Below are 19,400 nucleotides of genomic sequence, written 5' to 3' on the forward strand. Positions count from 1 at the left end.
GGCTGTTCACAACTGTCTCCAGGGGATGGTGCAGGCCCTGCACGAGACGCAGCACGGTGGGCAGGGCGTTCGACGTGCACGATGCACGACCCGTGCGGCTCACACGGCGGAGAAGCGGATGGCGGCGTCGGGGATGGTGGTGCCGCACCAGATGCGGGCCCCTTCGCGCAGTTCGTTGTCGGCACCGATCTCGGAGTGGTCGCCGATCACCGCGCCGTCGAGCACGGTCCGCGGGCCCACCCGGGCGCCGGTGCCGACCATGGACGCCCGTACGCGCGCCCCCGCCTCGATGTGCGCGCCGTCCAGGACGACGGAGCCCTCGACCTCGGCACCCGCCCCGATGTGCGCACCCGCGCCGACGACCGTGCCGCCGCAGAGCCTGGCCCCGCCGCCGACGTGGGCACCGGGCAGCACCAGGGACTCCCCGGGCTCTCCGGGCACCGCCGGGGAGCGCACGATGCCGCGGACGAGATCGGCCGACGCCTGGACGAAGGAGGCCGGGCGGCCCAGGTCGAGCCAGTACGAGGCGTCGACCACGCCGTGCAGCAGGGCTCCGTCGGACAGCAGCCCGGGGAAGGTCTCCCGTTCGACGGAGACCGGGCGGCCCGCGGGGATGGAGTCGATCACCTCGCGTCGGAAGACGTAGCAGCCGGCGTTGACCTGATCGGTGACGATCTCGTCCGGGTGGCGCGGCTTCTCGGTGAAGGCCAGGACGCGGCCGTCGGCATCGGTGGGGACGAGGCCGAACGCCCGCGGGTCGGCGACCCTCGTCAGGTGCAGGGTGACATCGGCCTGGGCGCGCTCGTGGCGCAGGAGCAGGTGCGCGATGTCGAGTCCGGTGAGGATGTCGCCGTTGAAGACGAGCACGGGCTCCCCGGGCCTCGCGGACAGGGCCCGGGAGGCGTGCCGGATGGCGCCGCCCGTGCCGAGGGGTTCCTCCTCATGGACGTACGTGAGCCGGATGCCGTGGGCGGAGCCGTCGCCGAAGTACGGCTCGAAGACCTCGGCGAGGTACGAGGTGGCCAGGACGACGTGGTCGACGCCGGCGGCTCTGGCACGCGCCAGCTGGTGGGCCAGGAACGGCACTCCCGCGGCCGGGACCATAGGCTTCGGCGTGTGGATGGTGAGCGGCTGGAGCCGAGTGCCCTTGCCGCCGACGAGCAGTACCGCCTCTGTCATGCCAGTTCCTCGCCCACTGTGGTCACCCCGTCGCACTGCGTCAGTTTTTGCGGCAATTTACACTACAATCTGCTGTCTACGTGAAATGTCCGCTACGCGTGGCGACCGTATCTGGAGATGCCCGTGCGACCGACGCAGTCGAGGGGGAAGCGCCCGTCCGGGAGGGACCGCCTGCTCGCGCTCGGTCACGAGTTCGCCAAGTTCGGCACGGTCGGCGGCCTGGGGATCTTCGTCAACCTCGGCGTCTTCAACGTCTGCCGGGGCGCCACCGGACTGCCGGTGGTGCGGTGCAGCGTGATCGCGACGGTGGTCGCCATCACGTTCAACTATCTGGGCCTGCGCTACTTCACCTACCGGGACCGCGACAAGACCCGCCGCAGCCGGGAGGTCCTCCTCTTCGCGGCCTTCAGCGGCATCGGACTGGTGATCGAGAACGGTGTCCTCTACATCGCCACCTACGGCTTCGGCTGGCGCGGCCCGCTGCTGGGGAACCTCTTCAAGTTCCTGGGCATCGGCACGGCCACCCTCTTCCGCTTCTGGTCCTACCGGGCCTGGGTCTTCCGGGCCTTGCCGGGCCGCGGCGGACGGCACGGCTCGCGTCACGGCGATCCTTCGAACAGCGCCAGCAATCCCGCCGCGTACCACCCCGAGACCACCGCACCCCCACCGTAGAGACAGATCCGCACCACTAGCGGAGCACGCGCGAGCGGCCGGGCCACCAACAGCAGCAGAACCGGCAGGAACGGCAGCATGAAGCGCGGCTTCGAGTAGTGCGAGCCCGGCGTCCCCATCATCAGCAGCCACGCCCCGGCCACCAGCAGCACCAGCAGCCGGGGCACCGTCCGGTCCAGCGCCAGGGCCAGCACACCGACCGCCGTCAGGAGCACCACGGCGAGCACGGCCACGTGCCGCACGTCCTCCGCGTTCCACCGCTCGCGGTACGTGAGCACGTCCCCGATGAAGCGCACCGTGCCCGTACCGAAGTCGAAGGACTGCCCCCAGGCCCGCTCCGCCTCGAACCAGCCGTCCCAGCGGCCCACCCGGCTGCCGAGGAACAGCCAGCCCGCCAGCAGCCCCAGCGGCGCCAGCACCAGCGCCGCCCCCGGCCGCCATCCGTCGCGCCGGTGCACCAGCGCCCAGCCCGCGGCCAGCACCACCGTCGCGATCAGCACCACGGCCGTCGGCCGCACCGCGCCCGCCAGCAGGCACAGCAGGCCCGCCGTCAGCCACCGCCGCGCCAGCAGGGCCACCATGGCCCACACCAGCAGTGCGCTGAAGACGGCCTCCGAGTACGGCACCCACAGCGCGAAGGCGTACGGCGAGCAGGACCACAGCGCCACGCACGCGTACCCCGCGCCGGGAGAGGCTCCGGCCGCCCTCATGAGCCGGTAGACGCCCGCCGCGGCCACCGCCGCCGTACACCAGGAGATCGCCACTCCCGCGTACGCGTAGGGCAGGCCGGTCAGCAGATGCAGGCCACGGATCAGCGCGGGAACGAGCGGGAAGAAGGCGAGCCGGCTGTAGTCGGGCGTCCCGTCGGGACGGTAGGGGATGAAGCTCGGATAGCCGCGCTCGGCGACCTTCAGGTAGTTCCCGCTGTCCCAGCGGTACAGCAGCCACTGCACGCCGTGCCCGACATGGCGGTTGATCAACAGGAGGAGGGTGAAGCCGATGACGGCAAGGGCCAGATGAACGGCCACCGCGCCGGCCGTCTCCCGGCGCGCCGGGGTGGACACAAGCCGCGAAACGACTCTCATCCGTCTCTCTTAGCACGCGAAAGGGGCGACTCCGGGGGTTTTCCCCGGAGCCGCCCCTTTTACTCGGATGCGGAGCCGACGCGTCAGCCGTGCGAACGCAGCAGGGTGCGCATCGTCCTCATGGCCACCGACAGGTTGGCGAGGTCGAACGCGTCCGAACCGCGGATCTCGTCCAGCGTCGTGCGCGCGCGGGTGAGGATCGCGGCGTTCTTCTCCTCCCACTCCTCGAACCGCTGCTCCGGCGTCGAGGCGCCGTTGCCGACGGACAGGACCTCTGCGGTGAGCGCCGCGTGGGCCGCGTAGAGGTCCTCACGGATGGAGGCGCGGGCCATGGACTGCCAGCGGTCGGAGCGCGGCAGCTCGATGATCCGGTCCATCAGCTGGCTGATGTGCAGCCGGTCCCCGAGGTCGTAGTAGACCTCGGCCACGTCCAGCGGCGCCTTGCCCGTCCGGTCGGCGGTGGCCACGATGTCCAGCGCCGGGAAGACCGACGAGAAGCCCGCGACCCGCGTCGCCAGCTCGTCGGGGACGCCCGCGGCGGTGAGCTCGTCGTGGATCGACTGCCACCAGTCCATGTCGGCACCGCGCAGCAGCTTGGGCAGCTCGGCCCAGACCGTGTCCACGTCGTCCCGGAAGAACGCGATGGTCTCGGCCAGCTGCAGCGGCTGCGGGCGGTTGTTGAGCAGCCAGCGTGTGCCGCGCTCGACCAGACGGCGCGAGTGCAGCCGGATCTGCGTCTGGACGTCGGCGGCGACGACGTTGTCGAGCGCCTCGACGGCGTCCCAGACGGCGTTCAGGCTGAAGATCTCCCGGGCCGCGGTCTGCGCCCGGACGATCTCCTCCAGCGACGCGCCGGTCTCCTCCCGCAGACGGTGCAGGAAGGTCGAGCCACCGGTGTTGACCGTGTCGTTGACCAGAACGGTCGTGACGATCTCGCGGCGCAGCGCGTGGTTGTCGATCTGCTCGCCGAACGACTGGCGCAGCGGCTGCGGGAAGTAGGCGTACAGCAGTCGCTGCAGGTACGCGTCGTCGGGCAGCTCGGTGGTGAGCAGCTCCTCGGCCGTGGTGATCTTGATGTAGGCGAGGAGGACGGCCAGCTCGGGCTGGGTCAGCCCGCGTCCGGCGGAGAGCCGCTCGCGGATCTGCCGGTCGGAGGGCAGGAACTCCAGCGCGCGGTCCAGGTGACCGTCGCGGGTGAGCCGGCGCATGATCCGCTGGTGCGCGTGGAGCAGGCTGGGGGCCTGGGCCACGCCGTTGGCCAGGGCGACGTTCTGCGCGTAGTTGTTGCGCAGGACGAGCTCGCCGACCTCGTCGGTCATCTCCGCGAGGAGCTTGTTGCGCTGCTTGACGGTCATGTCGCCTTCGGTGACGAGACCGTTCAGCAGGATCTTGATGTTCACCTCGTGGTCGGAGGTGTCCACACCGGCGCTGTTGTCGATGGCGTCGGTGTTCACCCGGCCACCGGTGGACTCCGGGCCGCCCGACAGGGCGAACTCGATGCGGCCGAGCTGGGTCAGGCCCAGGTTGCCGCCCTCGCCGACGACCTTGACGCGCAGGTCCTGGCCGTCGACGCGGATGGCGTCGTTGGCCTTGTCGCCCACGTCGGCGTGCGACTCGGTGGACGCCTTGACGTACGTGCCGATGCCGCCGTTCCAGAGCAGGTCGACCGGGGAGCTGAGGATGGCCTTCATCAGCTCGGCGGGGGTCATCTTCGTGACGCCCGCATCGAGACCGAGGGCCTGGCGCACGTGCGCGTTGACCGGGATCGACTTGGCCGTACGGGGGTGGATGCCACCGCCCGCCGAGAGCAGCGAGGTGTCGTAGTCGGCCCAGGACGAGCGCGGCAGCTCGAACAGGCGGCGCCGCTCGGCGTAGGAGACGGCCGCGTCCGGGGTGGGGTCGAGGAAGATGTGGCGGTGGTCGAAGGCGGCCACCAGGCGGATGTGCTCGGAGAGCAGCATGCCGTTGCCGAAGACGTCACCGGACATGTCGCCGACGCCGACGACCGTGAAGTCCTCGGTCTGGGTGTTGTGGCCCAGCTCCCGGAAGTGACGCTTGACGGACTCCCAGGCGCCGCGGGCGGTGATGCCCATGCCCTTGTGGTCGTAGCCCGCCGAGCCGCCGGAGGCGAAGGCGTCGCCCAGCCAGAAGCCGTAGGACTCGGCGACCTCGTTGGCGATGTCGGAGAACGTCGCGGTGCCCTTGTCGGCGGCGACGACGAGGTAGGTGTCGTCCTCGTCGTGGCGCACGACGTCCTTGGGCGGCACGACCTCGCCGCCGACCATGTTGTCGGTGATGTCGAGCAGACCGGAGATGAAGGTCTTGTACGAGGCGATGCCCTCGGCCAGCCATGCGTCGCGGTCCACCGACGGGTCCGGCAGCCGCTTGCCGACGAAGCCGCCCTTGGCGCCCACCGGCACGATGACGGTGTTCTTCACCATCTGCGCCTTGACCAGGCCCAGGATCTCGGTGCGGAAGTCCTCGCGCCGGTCGGACCAGCGCAGACCACCGCGGGCGACCTTGCCGAAGCGCAGGTGCACGCCCTCGACGCGCGGGGAGTAGACCCAGATCTCGAACGCCGGGCGCGGCGCGGGAAGGTCCGGGATCGCCTGCGGGTCCAGCTTGATCGACAGGTAGGAGTGCGGGGCACCGTCGGCGTTGCGCTGGAAGTGGTTCGTGCGCAGCGTGGCCTTGATGACGGTGAGGAAGGCCCGCAGGATGCGGTCCTCGTCCAGGCTCGCGACCTGGTCCAGCGCGCCGTCCAGCTCCTCCAGCATCCCGTCGATCAGCTCGTTGCCGGCGCGCTGCAGGGCGGGCGACATCCGGGCCTCGAACAGGTTGACCAGGAGACGGGTGGTGTGGACGTTGTTGCTGAGGGTGTCCTCCATGTACGCCTGGCTGAACGGCGAACCGGCCTGCCGCAAGTACTTGGCGTAGGCGCGCAGCACCATCGCCTGCCGCCAGTCGAGACCGGCCCGCAGCACCAGGTTGTTGAAGTTGTCGTTCTCCGCGGCGCCGGTCCACACGGCCGCGAAGGCTTCCTGGAAGCGGGTGCGCGCGTCGTCGCCCTCGATGCGCTCGGGCATGCGCAGCCCGAAGTCGTAGACCCAGGCGGTGGTCCGGTCCGAGCAGCGCAGCTCGTACGGGCGCTCGTCGACGACCTCGACGCCCAGGCGGTGGAGCACCGGCAGGACGGCGGAGAGCGAGACGGGCTCGCCCGTGCGGTAGATCTTGAAGCGGCGCTCGCCGGGGGCCGCGTTGACCGGCTCGTACAGGCTGAGCTCGAAGTCGCGGTCACCGCCGGCGACGGTCAGCTTCTCCAGGTGACCCAGGTCGGAGACGGCGCTGCGCGGGGTGTGGTCGGCCTTGTAGCCCTCGGGGAACGCCTGGCCGTAGCGGCGCAGCAGCTCGGCGGCGCGCTCCTCGCCCACCTCGGCGGTCAGGGTCTCCGCGAAGCCGTCGGCCCAGGAGCGGGCGGCCTCCACCAGACGGGCCTCGATGCGCTCGACGTCGGCGTCGGAGAGGTCGGGCAGGGTGGCACCCGGCTCGACGCGGACGACGAAGTGCAGGCGGGAGAGGACCGACTCGGTGTTCCAGGCGGTGAAGTCGACGCTGGTGCCGCCGAGCTCCTCCTTGAGGATGTCGATCAGCCGCAGCCGGACGGCGGTGGTGTACCGGTCGCGCGGCAGGTAGACCAGGGCGGAGTAGTAGCGGCCGTACTCGTCGCGGCGCAGGTACAGCCGCAGCCGGCGGCGCTCCTGCAGGTAGAGCACGCTGGTGGCGATGGACCGCAGCTGGTCGGTGTCGGTCTGGAACAGCTCGTCGCGCGGGTAGGTCTCCAGGATCTGGAGCAGGTCGCGGCCGTCGTGGCTGTCGGGGCGGAAGCCGGCGTCGTCGAGGACCTGGGCGACCTTGCGGCGGATGACCGGGACGCGGCGGACGGACTCGGTGTACGCGGCCGAGGAGAACAGGCCCAGGAAGCGGCGCTCGCCGGTGACGTTGCCCTCGGCGTCGAACTTCTTCACCCCGACGTAGTCGAGGTAGGAGGGGCGGTGCACGGTGGCGCGGCTGTTGGCCTTGGTCAGGACGAGCAGCTTGTGCTCGCGGGCCTTGGCGCGGGCGTCCGCCGGGAGCCGGCTGAAGGACGGCGACGAGGGGCGCGACAGCGGCGCGTGGTGGCCGTCGTGGTGCCCGTCGGCGGTGTGCGTGGGGTCGGAGCGCAGGATGCCCAGGCCGGTGCCGGGAACGGCCGTGAGGACGTCCTCCTCCTCACCGTCGGCGGCGACCTTGGTCAGGTCGTACTCGCGGTAGCCGAGGAACGTGAAGTGATCGGCGGCCAGCCAGCGCAGCAGCTCGCGGGCCTCGTCGAGCTCGGTGCCGGGGATGCCGTCGGTCGGCTCGTCGGCGAGGCCGTCGGCGATGCGCAGGGCGGCGTCGCGCATCTTGCCCCAGTCCTCGACGGTCTCGCGGACGTCGTTGAGGACGCGCAGCAGGTCGGTCTCGATCTGCTTGAGGTCGTCGCGGTCGGTCTCGCGGTCGATCTCGACGTGGATCCAGGACTCCACGACCGCGTCGTGCGGCCGCTCGGCGTCCTTGCCGGCGCCGTGGGCGTCGCAGGCGGAGCCGAGGACCTCCAGCAGGCGGCCGGTCACGTCGCGGCGGACGACCATCTGCGGGTGGATGACGACGTGGATGCCGCGGTTCTGCCGGGAGAGCTCGTTGGTGACGGAGTCGACCAGGAAGGGCATGTCGTCGGTGACGACCTCGACCACGGAGTGGCTGGACGTCCAGCCGTTCTCCTCCACGGTCGGGGTGTGGACGCGCACGTTCGCGGTGCCCTGCGGCCGCTTCTCGGCCAGCCGGTAGTGCGAGATCGCCGCGCCGTAGACGTCGACCGGGTCGCGCCCGACGAGGTCCTCGGGTGCGGTGTGCAGGTAGTAACGCTGGAGGTAGGCGGCCAGGGTCTCCTGGTCGAGCCCGCCCTCGCCCTTGGGTCCGGGGCGTGGTCCCCCCACCGGACCGCTCTCAGCGACGCGGGCCGCCCTCGCGAGCAAATCGGCCTTGGCTTCGTCCAGCTTGGTCTGCATGTCCTCTGGCTCCTGTCGCGCGCCGTTGCGAGACATAGGTGGTGATGGCTGCCCGTCGCGACGCGGGTTCTCCGGTCGTCATCGACGGTATGCCGGGATGAGGGGTGACCGGGCCGTAGGCGGCGAAATTCGTCATCCGCACCCGGTTCCAGGGACCAGCGGCGACCCGGGCGCTGTGGTGGCGGCCCGGGCGCAGGACAGAGGCATCGGCGCCCCTGCTGGATATCGCGCTGATCACCTGGTAAGGCTATCGCCCTTCACCCCGAAATCGTCACGAGCTGCTTCTGTACAAATCCGAGTGCCGAACTTTGACGCTTCGGACAGCGACGGCTCACCCGACGAGACGCTCGGCCTCCGCGACGGCCTCCGCCAGGCTGTCCACCACCGGGACACCCGCCTCCACCAGGCTCTCCCGGCTGTGGGAGCCGCCGGTGTACAGCACGGCGTGAGCGCCCACGTGGGCCGCGGCCACCGCGTCGTCCACGGCGTCGCCGATGACGACCGTACGGGAGGCGACGACCCCCGTGAGCCCGGACAGGTGACGGTCCATGTGGGCGGTCTTGCTGCCGCCCGAAGGGCCCGTGCGCCCGTCCACCCGGATGAACCGGCGCTCGATGCCGAAGCCCCGGACCAGCGGCACCAGGTCCTCGTGGCCGTGCATGGACAGCAGGGACTGGGTGCCGCCCGCCTCCTGCCAGCCGGCCAGCAGCGACTCGGCGCCGTCGGCGAGGCCGCAGCGTATGTGGTGGTCCCGGTAGTGCCGGTGGAAGACCACGTCCATGTGGTCCCACTCGGCCTGCGTGGGCAGGCGGCCCATCAGCCGCTCGTAGAAGCGCGGGATCGGCACGCAGTACAGCGCCCGGTAGCGGGCCAGCGTGATGGGCTCCAGACCGATCTCCGCGAAGGCGGCGTTGGTCGCCGACATCACCGCGTCGATGTCGTGGAAGAGCGTGCCGTTCCAGTCCCAGACGATGTGCGCCGTGTGCTTGCCCATGCTGTGCATCCCCATGCGAACGACGGTACCGGGCGGGTACGACAACGGGATCAGAGCAGGTTCGGGATCTCCTGCACGCCGAACCACATCAGTTCGTGGTCCTCCGCGCCGTCCACCGTGAACTGCGCGTCGTCGTCGCCCGTGTCGGCCGCGCCCAGTGCGGCCGCCGCGGCGGCCACGTCCTCCTCGGCGTCGTCGGAGTCCACGTGCACGGCCGCCGCCTTCTTCAACGGTACGGGCCCGTCCAGACGGACGGCGCCGAACGCCGACTGGTCCAGCCCGCGGTCCGCCTCGGCGCTCACCGCGGCGTCCGGGACGTCGACGGCCACGACCACGCGCCGGCGCGGTGCCTGCGGGTCGGCGGCCAGCTGCCGCAGCGAGCCCAGGGCCGCCCGGTTCAGCGCCGCGTACTCCAGCTCCTCGATGTCGTCGGAGACGTACCACTCGCGCAGGGCCGGAGTGACGGCGTAGGCGTCCAGCGGGGCGGGGCCCAGCTCGCCCGCCTTGTGCGCCTCGGCGAGACCGTGGAGGGTCAGAGGGACGTAGACGCGCATGACCGCCGCTTTCCTGATTCCTGACGACTTACGGATTGTGGTGCCAGCATACGGGCGCGAGTCCCCCTTCGAGGTGCCGGTGGCCCCCGGAACGCCCGCCTCCGGCACGCGCCCGACACCGGCCGTGCCCGCATCGCGCGGCCCTGCTCCCCAGGACAGCGGCCCCGGTCCCCCGGATAGGTGAACGCGCGCACCCCCTCGGGGGCCGGCCGGCCCTCCTTGCCGCGCGCCGAGGGCCGCCGGTAGAAGATCCCCGACCGAAGCTACCGCCCGGTACGGCACACCGGGCCCGGCATCGCGGGGGCGATCGCATGTACAGGACCAGGGGACCCGTCGGCAGGCCGGGCGGCGCACCACCACGGCGTACGGACGGCCGTCGCCCGGGCGGCGGCGACCCCGCGGCCCGGCGCCGCGAACGGGAGCGGGAGCGGCGGCACCCCCGCTACTGGTTCGCCGAGCGGTTGCTGCTGACCCTCAGCGGGCAGCGCCCGGTGCACTGGATGCTCGGCCACACCCTCGCCCCCGCCTACGACCAGCTGGCGGCGCTGGCGCCCGGGGCGCCGCTGCGCCCCCTGCCGCCGCAGCGCGTCGTCCCGTTCGTACGCGACTGCGACGAGTTCCAGCCGCGGCCCGGGGTGATCGAGGCGTTCGCCCGGATCGCCGCCGGGGACCGGCTCCACGCGCTGGCCTTCCGTCTGGAGCGCTGCCCGGACCAGCGGTGGCGCTGCTCGGCCGTCGAGCTGGGCGGGGCGCGCACGTGAGCGGGTACGACGGAGGGGGCGGGACACGTGCTGTGTCCCGCCCCCTCCGGGGCTGGCCGCCGAGTGCGGCGGCCTTCAGGGCCTACTTCTTGCGGCGGCGGCCGCCCGCGCTCTTCTGGGCCTTGCGGCGCTCGGCGCGGGTCAGACCGTCGGCCTCGGAGCGGAACTCGCCCGTGTCCTCATTGGTGAAGTCACCCTCGACCACGCCGCCCTCGCCGTCCACCGTGGGGGCGGAGAAGTGCAGCCGGTCCGGCCGCTGCGGGGCGTCGAGGCCCTTGGCGCGGATCTCGGGCCGCGCGGCGGGCACGGTGTCGTGGACCTTCTCCAGGGACGGGCGCTCGGCGCCGGCCTCGACCGGCACCTCCTCCAGCTGCTGGTCGACCTGGACCTCAAGGTTGAAGAGGTAGCCGACCGACTCCTCCTTGATGCCCTCCATCATGGCCGTGAACATGTCGAAGCCCTCGCGCTGGTACTCGACCAGGGGGTCCTTCTGGGCCATGGCGCGCAGGCCGATGCCCTCCTGGAGGTAGTCCATCTCGTAGAGGTGCTCACGCCACTTGCGGTCCAGGACGGACAGCACCACGCGGCGCTCAAGCTCGCGCATGATGTCGGAGCCCAGCTGCTCCTCGCGGGCCGCGTACTGCTCGTGGATGTCGTCCTTGATGGACTCGGCGATGAACTCGGCGGTGATGCCGGCCCGGTCGCCGGCCGCGTCCTCCAGCTCCTCGATGGTGACCTTGACCGGGTAGAGCTGCTTGAACGCGCCCCACAGCCGCTCCAGGTCCCACTCCTCCGCGAAGCCCTCGACGGTCTCCTGGCGGATGTAGTCGTCGATGGTGTCGTCCATGAAGTGCTGGATCTGCTCCTGCAGGTCCTCGCCCTCCAGGACGCGGCGGCGCTCGGCGTAGATGACCTCGCGCTGGCGGTTGAGCACCTCGTCGTACTTCAGGACGTTCTTGCGCGTCTCGAAGTTCTGCTGCTCGACCTGCGACTGCGCGGAGGCGATGGCACGGGTGACCATCTTGTTCTCGATCGGCACGTCGTCGGGGACGTTGGCCATGGCCATCACGCGCTCGACCATCTGGGCCTTGAACAGGCGCATCAGGTCGTCACCCAGCGACAGGTAGAAGCGGGACTCGCCCGGGTCGCCCTGACGGCCGGAGCGGCCGCGCAGCTGGTTGTCGATGCGGCGCGACTCGTGGCGCTCGGTGCCCAGGACGTACAGGCCGCCGAGCGACTTGACCTCCTCGAACTCCGCCTTGACCGCGGCCTCGGCCTTCTCCAGGGCGGAGGGCAGCGCGGCGGCCCACTCCTCGACGTGCTCCACCGGGTCCAGGCCGCGCTGGCGCAGCTCCGCCTCGGCGAGGTCGTCGGGGTTGCCGCCGAGCTTGATGTCCGTACCGCGGCCGGCCATGTTGGTGGCGACCGTGACGGCGCCCTTGCGGCCGGCCTGGGCGACGATCTGCGCCTCGCGCTCGTGGTGCTTGGCGTTGAGGACCTCGTGCTGGATGCCGCGCTTGGACAGCTGCTGCGAGAGGTACTCGGACTTCTCGACCGAGGTCGTGCCGACCAGGATCGGCTGGCCCTTCTCGTGCTTCTCGGCGATGTCCTCGACCACGGCGGCGAACTTCGCGACCTCGGTGCGGTAGATCAGGTCCGACTGGTCCTGGCGCTGCATCGGCCGGTTCGTCGGGATCGGCACCACGCCGAGCTTGTAGATCTGGTGGAACTCGGCGGCCTCGGTCATGGCCGTACCGGTCATACCGGAGAGCTTGTTGTAGAGGCGGAAGAAGTTCTGCAGGGTGATCGTGGCGAGCGTCTGGTTCTCGTCCTTGATGTCCACCCCTTCCTTCGCCTCGATCGCCTGGTGCATGCCCTCGTTGTAGCGGCGGCCGGCGAGGATACGGCCGGTGTGCTCATCGACGATCATGACTTCGCCGTCCATGACGACGTAGTCCTTGTCCTTCTTGAACAGTTCCTTCGCCTTGATGGCGTTGTTCAGATAGCCGACGAGGGGGGTGTTGACCGACTCGTAGAGGTTGTCGATGCCCAGCCAGTCCTCGACCTTGCTGACGCCGGCCTCGTGGATGGCGACCGTGCGCTTCTTCTCGTCGACGTCGTAGTCGCCGGTCTCCTCGACGCCCTTCTGCGGGTTGGCGGGCTCGCCCTTGGTCAGGCGCGTGACCAGCTTGGCGAAGTCGCCGTACCACTTGGTGGCCTGGTCGGCCGGGCCGGAGATGATCAGCGGCGTACGGGCCTCGTCGACGAGGATGGAGTCGACCTCGTCGACCACGGCGAAGTTGTGGCCGCGCTGGACCAGCTCCTCCTGCGACCACGCCATGTTGTCGCGCAGGTAGTCGAAGCCGAACTCGTTGTTCGTACCGTATGTAATGTCGCAGTTGTACTGCTCGCGACGCTGTGCCGGCGTCATGTTGGCGAGGATGCAGCCGACCGACAGGCCGAGGAACTTGTGCACCCGGCCCATCATTTCGGAGTCGCGCTCGGCCAGGTAGTCGTTGACCGTGATCAGGTGCACGCCCTCGCCGGACAGGGCGTTCAGGTACGCCGGGAGGGTGCCGACCAGGGTCTTGCCCTCGCCCGTCTTCATCTCCGCGACGTACCCGAGGTGCAGGGCGGCGCCACCCATGAGCTGGACGTCGTAGTGGCGCTGGCCGAGCACGCGCTTGGCCGCCTCACGGACGGTCGCGAACGCCTCGGGCAGCAGGTCGTCGAGGCTCTCGCCGTCGGCGTACCGCTGCTTGTACTCGTCGGTCAGGGCACGCAGCTCGGCGTCGGAGAGGTGAAGGAAGTCCTCTTCGATGGAATTGACCTGGTCCGCGATGCGGTGCAGCTTGCGCAGGATCTTGCCTTCTCCTGCACGCATGATCTTGCCGAAGACGGACACGTAGGCTGGCTCCTTGCCGGTCGGGCCTGGGCACGGGCGGGTGCGCGGGCACGACGGGACAGTCCCCGCCGCAACGGCCATCGTAAGCGAGGACCCCACCGCGCCGGGAGGTCCGTCATCACCGAGGCCGGGTGTCACCCGCAACGAGAACGAACGGGACACCCGGAAGGTGCCGGGCAACGAAATGCGGACGCACCCGCCGGGGGCGAAACCTAGACTCCCCCCATGGAGCCCGTACACCTGACCACCGAACGCCTGGAGCTGCGTCCCTTCACCACCGCAGACGTCCCCGCCGTGCACGCCGCCTGCCAGGATCCGGACATCCCGCGCTACACCAGCGTGCCGTCCCCTTATACGACCGAGGACGCGCGCGTGTTCGTCGAGGAGAGGTGCCCGCGCGACTGGGCCGGGGACTCGGCGTACACGTGGGGCGTCTTCACCCGCGACGACGGCCGCCTCGCCGGCTCGATGTGCCTGGTGCGGCTCGCCTCCCTGCCCGCCCCCGAGCGGCAGGCCGAGCTCGGCTACTGGACGGCCAAGGAGGCCCGCGGCCGCGGCTACACCGTGGAGGCGGCCCGCGAGGTGATCCGCTGGGCCTTCGAGGACCTGGGCGTCGAGCGGCTGGAGTGGTACGCCGAGGCCGGCAACGAAGCCTCGCGCGGCGTCGCGCTGAAGGCGGGATTCCGGATGGAGGGCACCCTGCGCTCGAAGATCCCCTACAACGGCACGCGCCGCGACGCCTGGATCGGCTCCCTGCTCCCCTCAGACCTGGGAATGCCGACGCAGGCCGCCTACCTGCCGTTTCCCGGGCGCGGCTGAGCGCATCGGGGCCATTGTCAGTGGTCGCCTCTAGGGTGACCGGCATGACAACTGCCGTCACCACCAAGGCCCGTACGACCGGCGGTCCCCGTCCCGGGGCCCGGCTCTCCGCCGACGAGGCCCGCCGCCTGGCGCTGCGCGCCCAGGGCCTGCTCGGCGCCCCCGACCGGCGGGCGGGCGCCCGTGGGGTGCTGCGCCGGCTGGGCGCGGTCCAGCTGGACACGATCTCGGTGCTGGCCCGCTCGCACGAGCTGGTGCCGTACGCACGCCTGGGTGCCGTCGGGCGCCCCGCGGTCGAGTCGGCGTACTGGAGCGGCGACCACGCCTTCGAGTACTGGTCGCACGCGGCGTGCATCCTGCCGGTCGAGGAGTGGCCGCACTTCGCCTTCCGGCGCCGGGCCATGAAGGCGCGCGGCCACCGCTGGCACGTGATGCAGGACTCCGAGCGCTCGTGCGCGGCCGTCCGGGACCGGCTGCGGGCCGAGGGCCCCCTGACGGCCACGGAGCTGGGCGGCGCCAAGAACGGCGGCGAGTGGTACGACTGGTCCGAGACCAAGATCGCGGTGGAGTGGCTGCTGGACACCGGCGAGGTGGTCTGCACCCGGCGGCGCGGCTGGAAGCGGGTGTACGACCTGGCCGAGCGCGCGGTGCCCGACGCCCTGCTGCACGACGACATCGACGACGCGGAGTGCACCCGGCGCCTGGTCGCGCAGGCCGGGGCGGCGATGGGCGTCGCGACGCGTGCCGACCTCGCCGACTACCACCGGCTCAAGGGCGCACAGGTGGACGCGGTCATAGCCGACACGGGCCTGGTGCCGGTGGAGGTGGAGGGCTGGGCCAAGCCCGCGTGGGCGGACCCGGCGGCGCTGGCCGAGGCCCCGCGGGGGCGGCACCGCACGACGCTGCTCTCCCCGTTCGACTCACTGATCTGGGACCGGCCGCGCACCGAGCGGCTGTTCGGCTTCACGCACCGGCTGGAGGCGTACGTGCCCAAGGCTCGGCGGGTGCACGGCTACTTCGCCATGCCGCTGCTGACGGGCGGCCGGCTGGCGGGCCGGGTGGACCCGGCGCGCGAGGGGAGCACGCTGGTGGCCCGGCAGGTGTCGATGGCGGGCCCGTCGGCCGTGGAGCCGATGGCCCGCGCCCTGTGGGAGGCGGCCGGGTGGGTGGGCTGCGACGCCGTGCGCATCGAGCGCTGCGACGATGCGAAGCTGGGCCGGGCGCTGGTCTCCGCCCTCGGCTGACGGGGCCTCGGGGCCGCTCCGCTCACCGGATTTCGAGGATCTTCTCCCGCATCGCGTAGACGACCGCCTCCATCCTGGAGTGCAGCTGCAGCTTCTCCAGGATGTTGCGGACGTGGTTCTTGACCGTGTTCTCGCTGATGAACAACTCCTTGGCGATGTCACGGTTGTTCATGCCGGTGGCGACGAGCTTGAGGACCTCCAGCTCGCGGTCGGTGAGCCGGGGCGCGGGCACCAGGCGGCGCTCGTCGGTGCGCTGGATCATCGACTTGAACTCGGTGAGCAGCTTCGACGCCATCGAGGGGCTGATCTGGGACTGGCCGTCGGCGACCGCCCGGATGGCGGTGGCCACCTCGTCGGTGGAGATCTCCTTGAGGAGGTAGCCCGTCGCCCCGGCCTTGATGGCGTCGTAGAGGTCGGCCTCCTCGTCGCTGATCGTCAGCATGATGATCTTGGCGCTGGGGGCCACCTCCTTGATGGAGGTGCAGGCTTCGATGCCGCCGCGCTTGGGCATGCGGACGTCCATCAGCACGATGTCGGGCAGCAGGTCGGCCGCCTTGTCCACCGCCTCCGCGCCGTCCCCGGCCTCGCCGACGACCTGGATGTCCTCCTCCTGCTTGAGGACGATCTCCAGCCCCCGGCGGAAGAGGGCGTGGTCGTCCACGACCAGGACCCGGATCGGCTCCTCGCGGGTGGTGCCCCGGTCGGTGCAGGCACCCTCGTCGTCGTCCTCGCCGGGCCCGGTCACGGGCCCGAACCTGTCCGCCATCGTTCCTCCCCCTGAAGGCCGTGGCCCCTCGCGGTTGCACTGTCAGCGCCCGCCAACCGGTTCCGGCGGACCGGCGGTTGGACTCGACCATGATTTCATGCCGGGGCGCATTTCCATGGCCGCATGGACAGTGCCCCGGGAGCGTCGTCGACGCTCCGGGGCACCGGGACGGGTGCGGGGCTCACACGCGCCCCGGCCGCGTGCCGCGGCCGGGGCCTCGTGGTTCAGCCGCCGAGCTCACCGCCCGCACCACCGGGCTCCCCGGTGTAGAAGGGGTCGCTGTTGAGGCGGATGACGCCGTAGTCGTAGGCGTGCCGCCGGTAGACGACACTGGGCATCTTGGTTTCGGAGTCGACGAACAGATAGAAGTCGTGGCCCACCAACTCCATCTCGTACAGCGCCTGGTCGAGCGCCATGGGGGCCGCGGAGTGCGTCTTCTCGCGGACCACCAGGGGGCCTTCGCCCCGGATCTCCAGCGGTCCCATGTGGGTGACGGGCACCTCACCCGGCCCCTGGTCGGCGGTGAGTTCACCCCTGTCGTTGAGTTCCGCGGCGCCGTTCACCAGCGCCCCGACGCCGCTCGCCGGGATGCGTCCGTTGCCCCGGCGGGCGAGACGCTTGTCGTGCTGCTTGCGCATCCGCGCTTCGAGCTTGCTCGTTGCCAGATCGAGCGCGGCATAGGGATCCGTCGCTGCGGCCTCCGCCCGGATCACCGGTCCACGGGAACGCACGGTGATCTCCACGCGGTCGGAGCGGTCGGACTGCCTGGGGTTGGGCTCCTTGGACACCTCCACGTCGAGGCTGATCACCTTGCCGTCGAGCTTCTGGATCTTGTCCAGCTTCAGCTTCTCGGCCACGTGCTTGCGAAACCGCTCGGGGACCTCTGTCTTGCGGCCCTTGACGACGATGTCCACGCAGAACTCCGTTCCCGGATCGCTCCGCCGAAGGTTGCGGAGCGCATCCCTCTTGCATCAGGCCCCGGAGATTCCCGGAGCCACCGACTAGGCGGTTTTCACCTCCTCCTCCCCCGTCGACAAGATCTACACCCCATCGCTCCCGGGCTCTTCAGCTTGTTACAAGCTTCATCGAAGGCATACGAAGCGCGCCAATCGGAGATATGAGGCATAGCTCCTGCCATTCCTCACAACCGAACATATCTCGCCCGGAAGCCCGTCGGTACCCCCTACCGCCTCGTACCTCCATTCAGGTGTTCTCCTGCCGTTTTCCTCAGCAACGACGGGCGTTCCCCGTCGGTTCCGGTCCGGATCCGAAAGCTCTCGGAACGGCAGCGACCACGGCCGCGCCCATGACCGGCCCATCCGCAGCCGAGACCGCCCGCGCCGCCTCGGTCAGCGAGGCCCCGGTGGTCATCAGATCGTCGACGAGCACGACCGGCCCTCCTTCCCTCCACAGCCGGTCCGCTCCCCCGGCTACCCCCATCGCCCCCGACACATTCGCCCTGCGCCGCCGCGCGTCGAGCCCCGCCTGGTCGGCGACCGCCCGCCGCAGCCGCAGCACCGCCGCCACCCGCACGGGCACCCCGGCCCCGCGCAGCACCCGGGCCGCCGCCAGGGCGATCCGCCGCCCCGCGTCATGGCCCCGCCCGGCCACCGCCTGCCGCGCGGAGGGTACCGGCACGAGCAGGAATGGGCCCCTCCAGACCCTCGCGCCCCGCGCCGAACCAAAGCCACCGGCCACTCGCACCGCGCCCGCCAGCGCGGCACCCAGCGGCTCGGCCAACGCCAGAGCACCCCGCTCCTTGTGGGCGAGCAACACCGAACGCACCGCGTCCCCGTACGGCGCCGCTGCGTGCACGGCCGGCAGGCCGTCCGGCACCGGCTCCGGCCACACCCGCCGTGGCGACCGCCCGCACAGCACCACCCGGCACGGGGCACACAGCACGGCCCCCGGCAGACCGCACCCCGCACAATCGGCCGGGAGCACCAAGCCGGCGATCTCCTGCCACCACCTGCGCATAGCCCTACTGTCCCGCCGTAGGCCCGGAGCCGCCACCCCTGTGGATAACTCCCGGCTACGCCTGTGACCTGCGGCTAGCCGGGATAGACGGGGGCCGAGCCCTCCTTGCCCACCAGCTTCCAGTTGGTGTCCGGCAGGAGCCGTACGATCCCGCCCTCGCCCTCGGCGACGAGCGCCGGCGCCCCGCCCGGGGTCTCCGAAGCCGCAACGCCCCGCACCCCGGTGATCCCCGGCAGCCCGGAACCGTTGCTCTGCGAGCCGTCCGTCTCGATGTACTGCACCTGCTGCAGACCGCCCTGCTCACTGCCCGCCGCCAGCAGCCGGCTCGCACCCGCCCAGGAGACCGCCGTGACGTCCTCCAGCCGGGGCGCCACGGGCCGCAGCTCCTGCACGGACAGGCTCAGCCGCTCGGCGCTCCCCTGCCGCTCGACCCGGCCGAGCTTGAGGACCGTGCGGTCGCCCTTCGTCACCAGCAGTGCGATGCGCACGCCGTCCGCCGACACGCGCAGCCCCGTGATCCGCCCGCCGTCCAGGCCGGGCACCCGGACCTCCTCCGGCATGCCCGTACCGCCCGGCAGCCGCAGCAGCCGCGGCCGTTCCTGATCCTGGTCGGCCACCCACAGGTCGCCCAGACCGTCCCAGCTCGGCGCGGTCAGCCCCGTCTTCGCGGACGTCCCGCCGCGCACGTTCAGCCGGGCCTCGCCCAGCGGGGCACCGCCCTGCAGCGGGGCGACGTACAGCGACTGACCGTTGGCGGACACGGCCGCCGCCCGGTACTCACTGCGGTCCACCGCCACCGACCGCAGCTGCAGCGGGCCGTCCGCGCCGAACGGGCCGGGCACCCGGCGCGGCGCGTCGTCACTGTCCGCCAGGCTCACCAACCGGTGCTGTCCGTCGACGAAGTACTGCCGGTCCGGCCGCCCCGGCGACTGGTCGGGGGCGTACCGCTTCGCCTGCTCCCTGCCCAGCGCGCACAGCCGGGAGCCGTCCTTGCTCTGCAGCGTCACATCCGTGATCTTGGCCGACTCCTGCACCGTGTAGAGCAGCTGCGCCGCCATGCGCAGGCACTGCTCCTGATTGGTGCCCGCCGCGCGGTCGTTGAGGCGCACCTTCAGAGCGTTGGAGTCGTCGAGCGAGAGCCGGTGGTCCTCCAGCCGCGTACCGGTCGGGAACGCCGTCCCCGCCACCGGGTCGAGCCACGTCGTGGGCCCGTCCAGAAGAGCCTTCACCGTCGAGGTCACCGGGTCTATCCGCTTGCGCAGGTAGACGGGATCGGCGACGAGCACGTCCCGCGCCCTGCCGCCACTGCCACCGGCCCCCAGCTCGGCAAAGTAATACTTATTGACCGAGCGGTAGA

At 71.1% G+C, this 19,400-nt stretch carries 14 protein-coding genes; 4 read left to right on the forward strand and 10 right to left on the reverse strand.

Annotated features, from left to right (window positions below; genetic code table 11):
• Positions 1-99: 99 nt before the first annotated feature.
• The gene (gene manB / locus LE181_RS20730) at positions 100-1,179 is read right to left on the reverse strand and encodes a mannose-1-phosphate guanylyltransferase (protein ID WP_225662815.1); all 1,080 of its coding nucleotides are present in this window, start codon (positions 1,177-1,179) and stop codon (positions 100-102) included.
• A gap of 171 nt (positions 1,180-1,350) precedes the next feature.
• Here manB and LE181_RS20735 point away from each other — a divergent pair, with 171 nt between their 5' ends.
• Positions 1,351-1,851 carry a GtrA family protein gene (locus LE181_RS20735; RefSeq protein WP_225662829.1) on the forward strand — a complete coding sequence of 167 codons (501 nt, stop codon included), beginning with the start codon at positions 1,351-1,353 and terminating at the stop codon, positions 1,849-1,851.
• Here LE181_RS20735 and LE181_RS20740 read toward each other — a convergent pair.
• The 4 genes from LE181_RS20740 to LE181_RS20755 form a co-directional block, all read right to left on the reverse strand.
• Positions 1,779-2,936 (reverse strand): hypothetical protein, encoded by a 1,158-nt coding sequence (locus LE181_RS20740; RefSeq protein WP_225662816.1) that lies wholly within the window; start codon positions 2,934-2,936, stop codon positions 1,779-1,781. The two genes, LE181_RS20735 and LE181_RS20740, sit on opposite strands and share 73 nt — an antisense overlap.
• 83 nt (positions 2,937-3,019) lie before the next feature.
• Positions 3,020-8,023, reverse strand: coding sequence for an NAD-glutamate dehydrogenase (locus LE181_RS20745; protein WP_225662817.1), 5,004 nt, complete (start codon positions 8,021-8,023; stop codon positions 3,020-3,022).
• A 331-nt stretch (positions 8,024-8,354) separates the two neighbouring features.
• Positions 8,355-9,017 (reverse strand): HAD family hydrolase, encoded by a 663-nt coding sequence (locus LE181_RS20750; protein ID WP_225662830.1) that lies wholly within the window; start codon positions 9,015-9,017, stop codon positions 8,355-8,357.
• 50 nt (positions 9,018-9,067) lie between these two features.
• Positions 9,068-9,571, reverse strand: coding sequence for a DUF6912 family protein (locus LE181_RS20755; RefSeq protein WP_225662818.1), 504 nt, complete (start codon positions 9,569-9,571; stop codon positions 9,068-9,070).
• Between the two features lie 311 nt (positions 9,572-9,882).
• Between LE181_RS20755 and LE181_RS20760 the strand changes: the two genes are divergently transcribed.
• On the forward strand, positions 9,883-10,332 hold the full coding sequence (locus LE181_RS20760; protein WP_225662819.1) for an Rv3235 family protein: 450 nt from the start codon (positions 9,883-9,885) through the stop codon (positions 10,330-10,332).
• An 82-nt stretch (positions 10,333-10,414) separates the two neighbouring features.
• On the opposite strand, the gene secA is transcribed toward LE181_RS20760, so the two are convergent.
• Positions 10,415-13,237, reverse strand: a complete 2,823-nt coding sequence (secA, locus tag LE181_RS20765; RefSeq protein ID WP_225662820.1) for a preprotein translocase subunit SecA — start codon at positions 13,235-13,237, stop codon at positions 10,415-10,417.
• Positions 13,238-13,462: 225 nt separating this feature from the next.
• Here secA and LE181_RS20770 point away from each other — a divergent pair, with 225 nt between their 5' ends.
• Complete coding sequence (locus LE181_RS20770) at positions 13,463-14,056, forward strand: GNAT family N-acetyltransferase (RefSeq protein WP_225662821.1); 594 nt, start codon at positions 13,463-13,465, stop codon at positions 14,054-14,056.
• A 44-nt stretch (positions 14,057-14,100) separates the two neighbouring features.
• Positions 14,101-15,300, forward strand: coding sequence for a winged helix-turn-helix domain-containing protein (locus tag LE181_RS20775; protein WP_225662822.1), 1,200 nt, complete (start codon positions 14,101-14,103; stop codon positions 15,298-15,300).
• Between the two features lie 22 nt (positions 15,301-15,322).
• On the opposite strand, the gene LE181_RS20780 is transcribed toward LE181_RS20775, so the two are convergent.
• From LE181_RS20780 to LE181_RS20795, 4 genes are all read right to left on the reverse strand, one after another.
• A complete protein-coding gene (locus LE181_RS20780) occupies positions 15,323-16,066 on the reverse strand; it encodes a response regulator (protein WP_190112665.1) in 744 nt (247 codons plus the stop codon).
• 224 nt (positions 16,067-16,290) lie between these two features.
• Entirely contained in the window at positions 16,291-16,980 is a 690-nt protein-coding gene (hpf, locus tag LE181_RS20785) for a ribosome hibernation-promoting factor, HPF/YfiA family (RefSeq protein ID WP_225662823.1), read from the reverse strand.
• 313 nt (positions 16,981-17,293) lie between these two features.
• Entirely contained in the window at positions 17,294-17,704 is a 411-nt protein-coding gene (locus LE181_RS32490; RefSeq protein WP_308103173.1) for a ComF family protein, read from the reverse strand.
• A gap of 413 nt (positions 17,705-18,117) precedes the next feature.
• Positions 18,118-19,400: LpqB family beta-propeller domain-containing protein (locus tag LE181_RS20795; RefSeq protein WP_225662825.1), on the reverse strand; the 1,283-nt coding region annotated here is incomplete at its 5' end.

The organism is Streptomyces sichuanensis, from assembly GCF_020328095.1.
Lineage (GTDB): Bacteria > Actinomycetota > Actinomycetes > Streptomycetales > Streptomycetaceae > Streptomyces > Streptomyces cinnamoneus.

Bases quoted from the DNA above. Each gene is read 5' to 3' on its own strand.
- manB (WP_225662815.1), bottom strand. From the start codon at position 1,179: ATGACAGAGGCGGTACTGCTCGTCGGCGGCAAGGGCACTCGGCTCCAG.
- LE181_RS20740 (WP_225662816.1), bottom strand. From the start codon at position 2,936: ATGAGAGTCGTTTCGCGGCTTGTGTCCACCCCGGCGCGCCGGGAGACG.
- LE181_RS20745 (WP_225662817.1), bottom strand. From the start codon at position 8,023: ATGCAGACCAAGCTGGACGAAGCCAAGGCCGATTTGCTCGCGAGGGCG.
- LE181_RS20750 (WP_225662830.1), bottom strand. From the start codon at position 9,017: ATGGGCAAGCACACGGCGCACATCGTCTGGGACTGGAACGGCACGCTC.
- LE181_RS20755 (WP_225662818.1), bottom strand. From the start codon at position 9,571: ATGCGCGTCTACGTCCCTCTGACCCTCCACGGTCTCGCCGAGGCGCAC.
- LE181_RS20760 (WP_225662819.1), top strand. From the start codon at position 9,883: ATGTACAGGACCAGGGGACCCGTCGGCAGGCCGGGCGGCGCACCACCA.
- LE181_RS20770 (WP_225662821.1), top strand. From the start codon at position 13,463: ATGGAGCCCGTACACCTGACCACCGAACGCCTGGAGCTGCGTCCCTTC.
- LE181_RS20775 (WP_225662822.1), top strand. From the start codon at position 14,101: ATGACAACTGCCGTCACCACCAAGGCCCGTACGACCGGCGGTCCCCGT.
- LE181_RS20780 (WP_190112665.1), bottom strand. From the start codon at position 16,066: ATGGCGGACAGGTTCGGGCCCGTGACCGGGCCCGGCGAGGACGACGAC.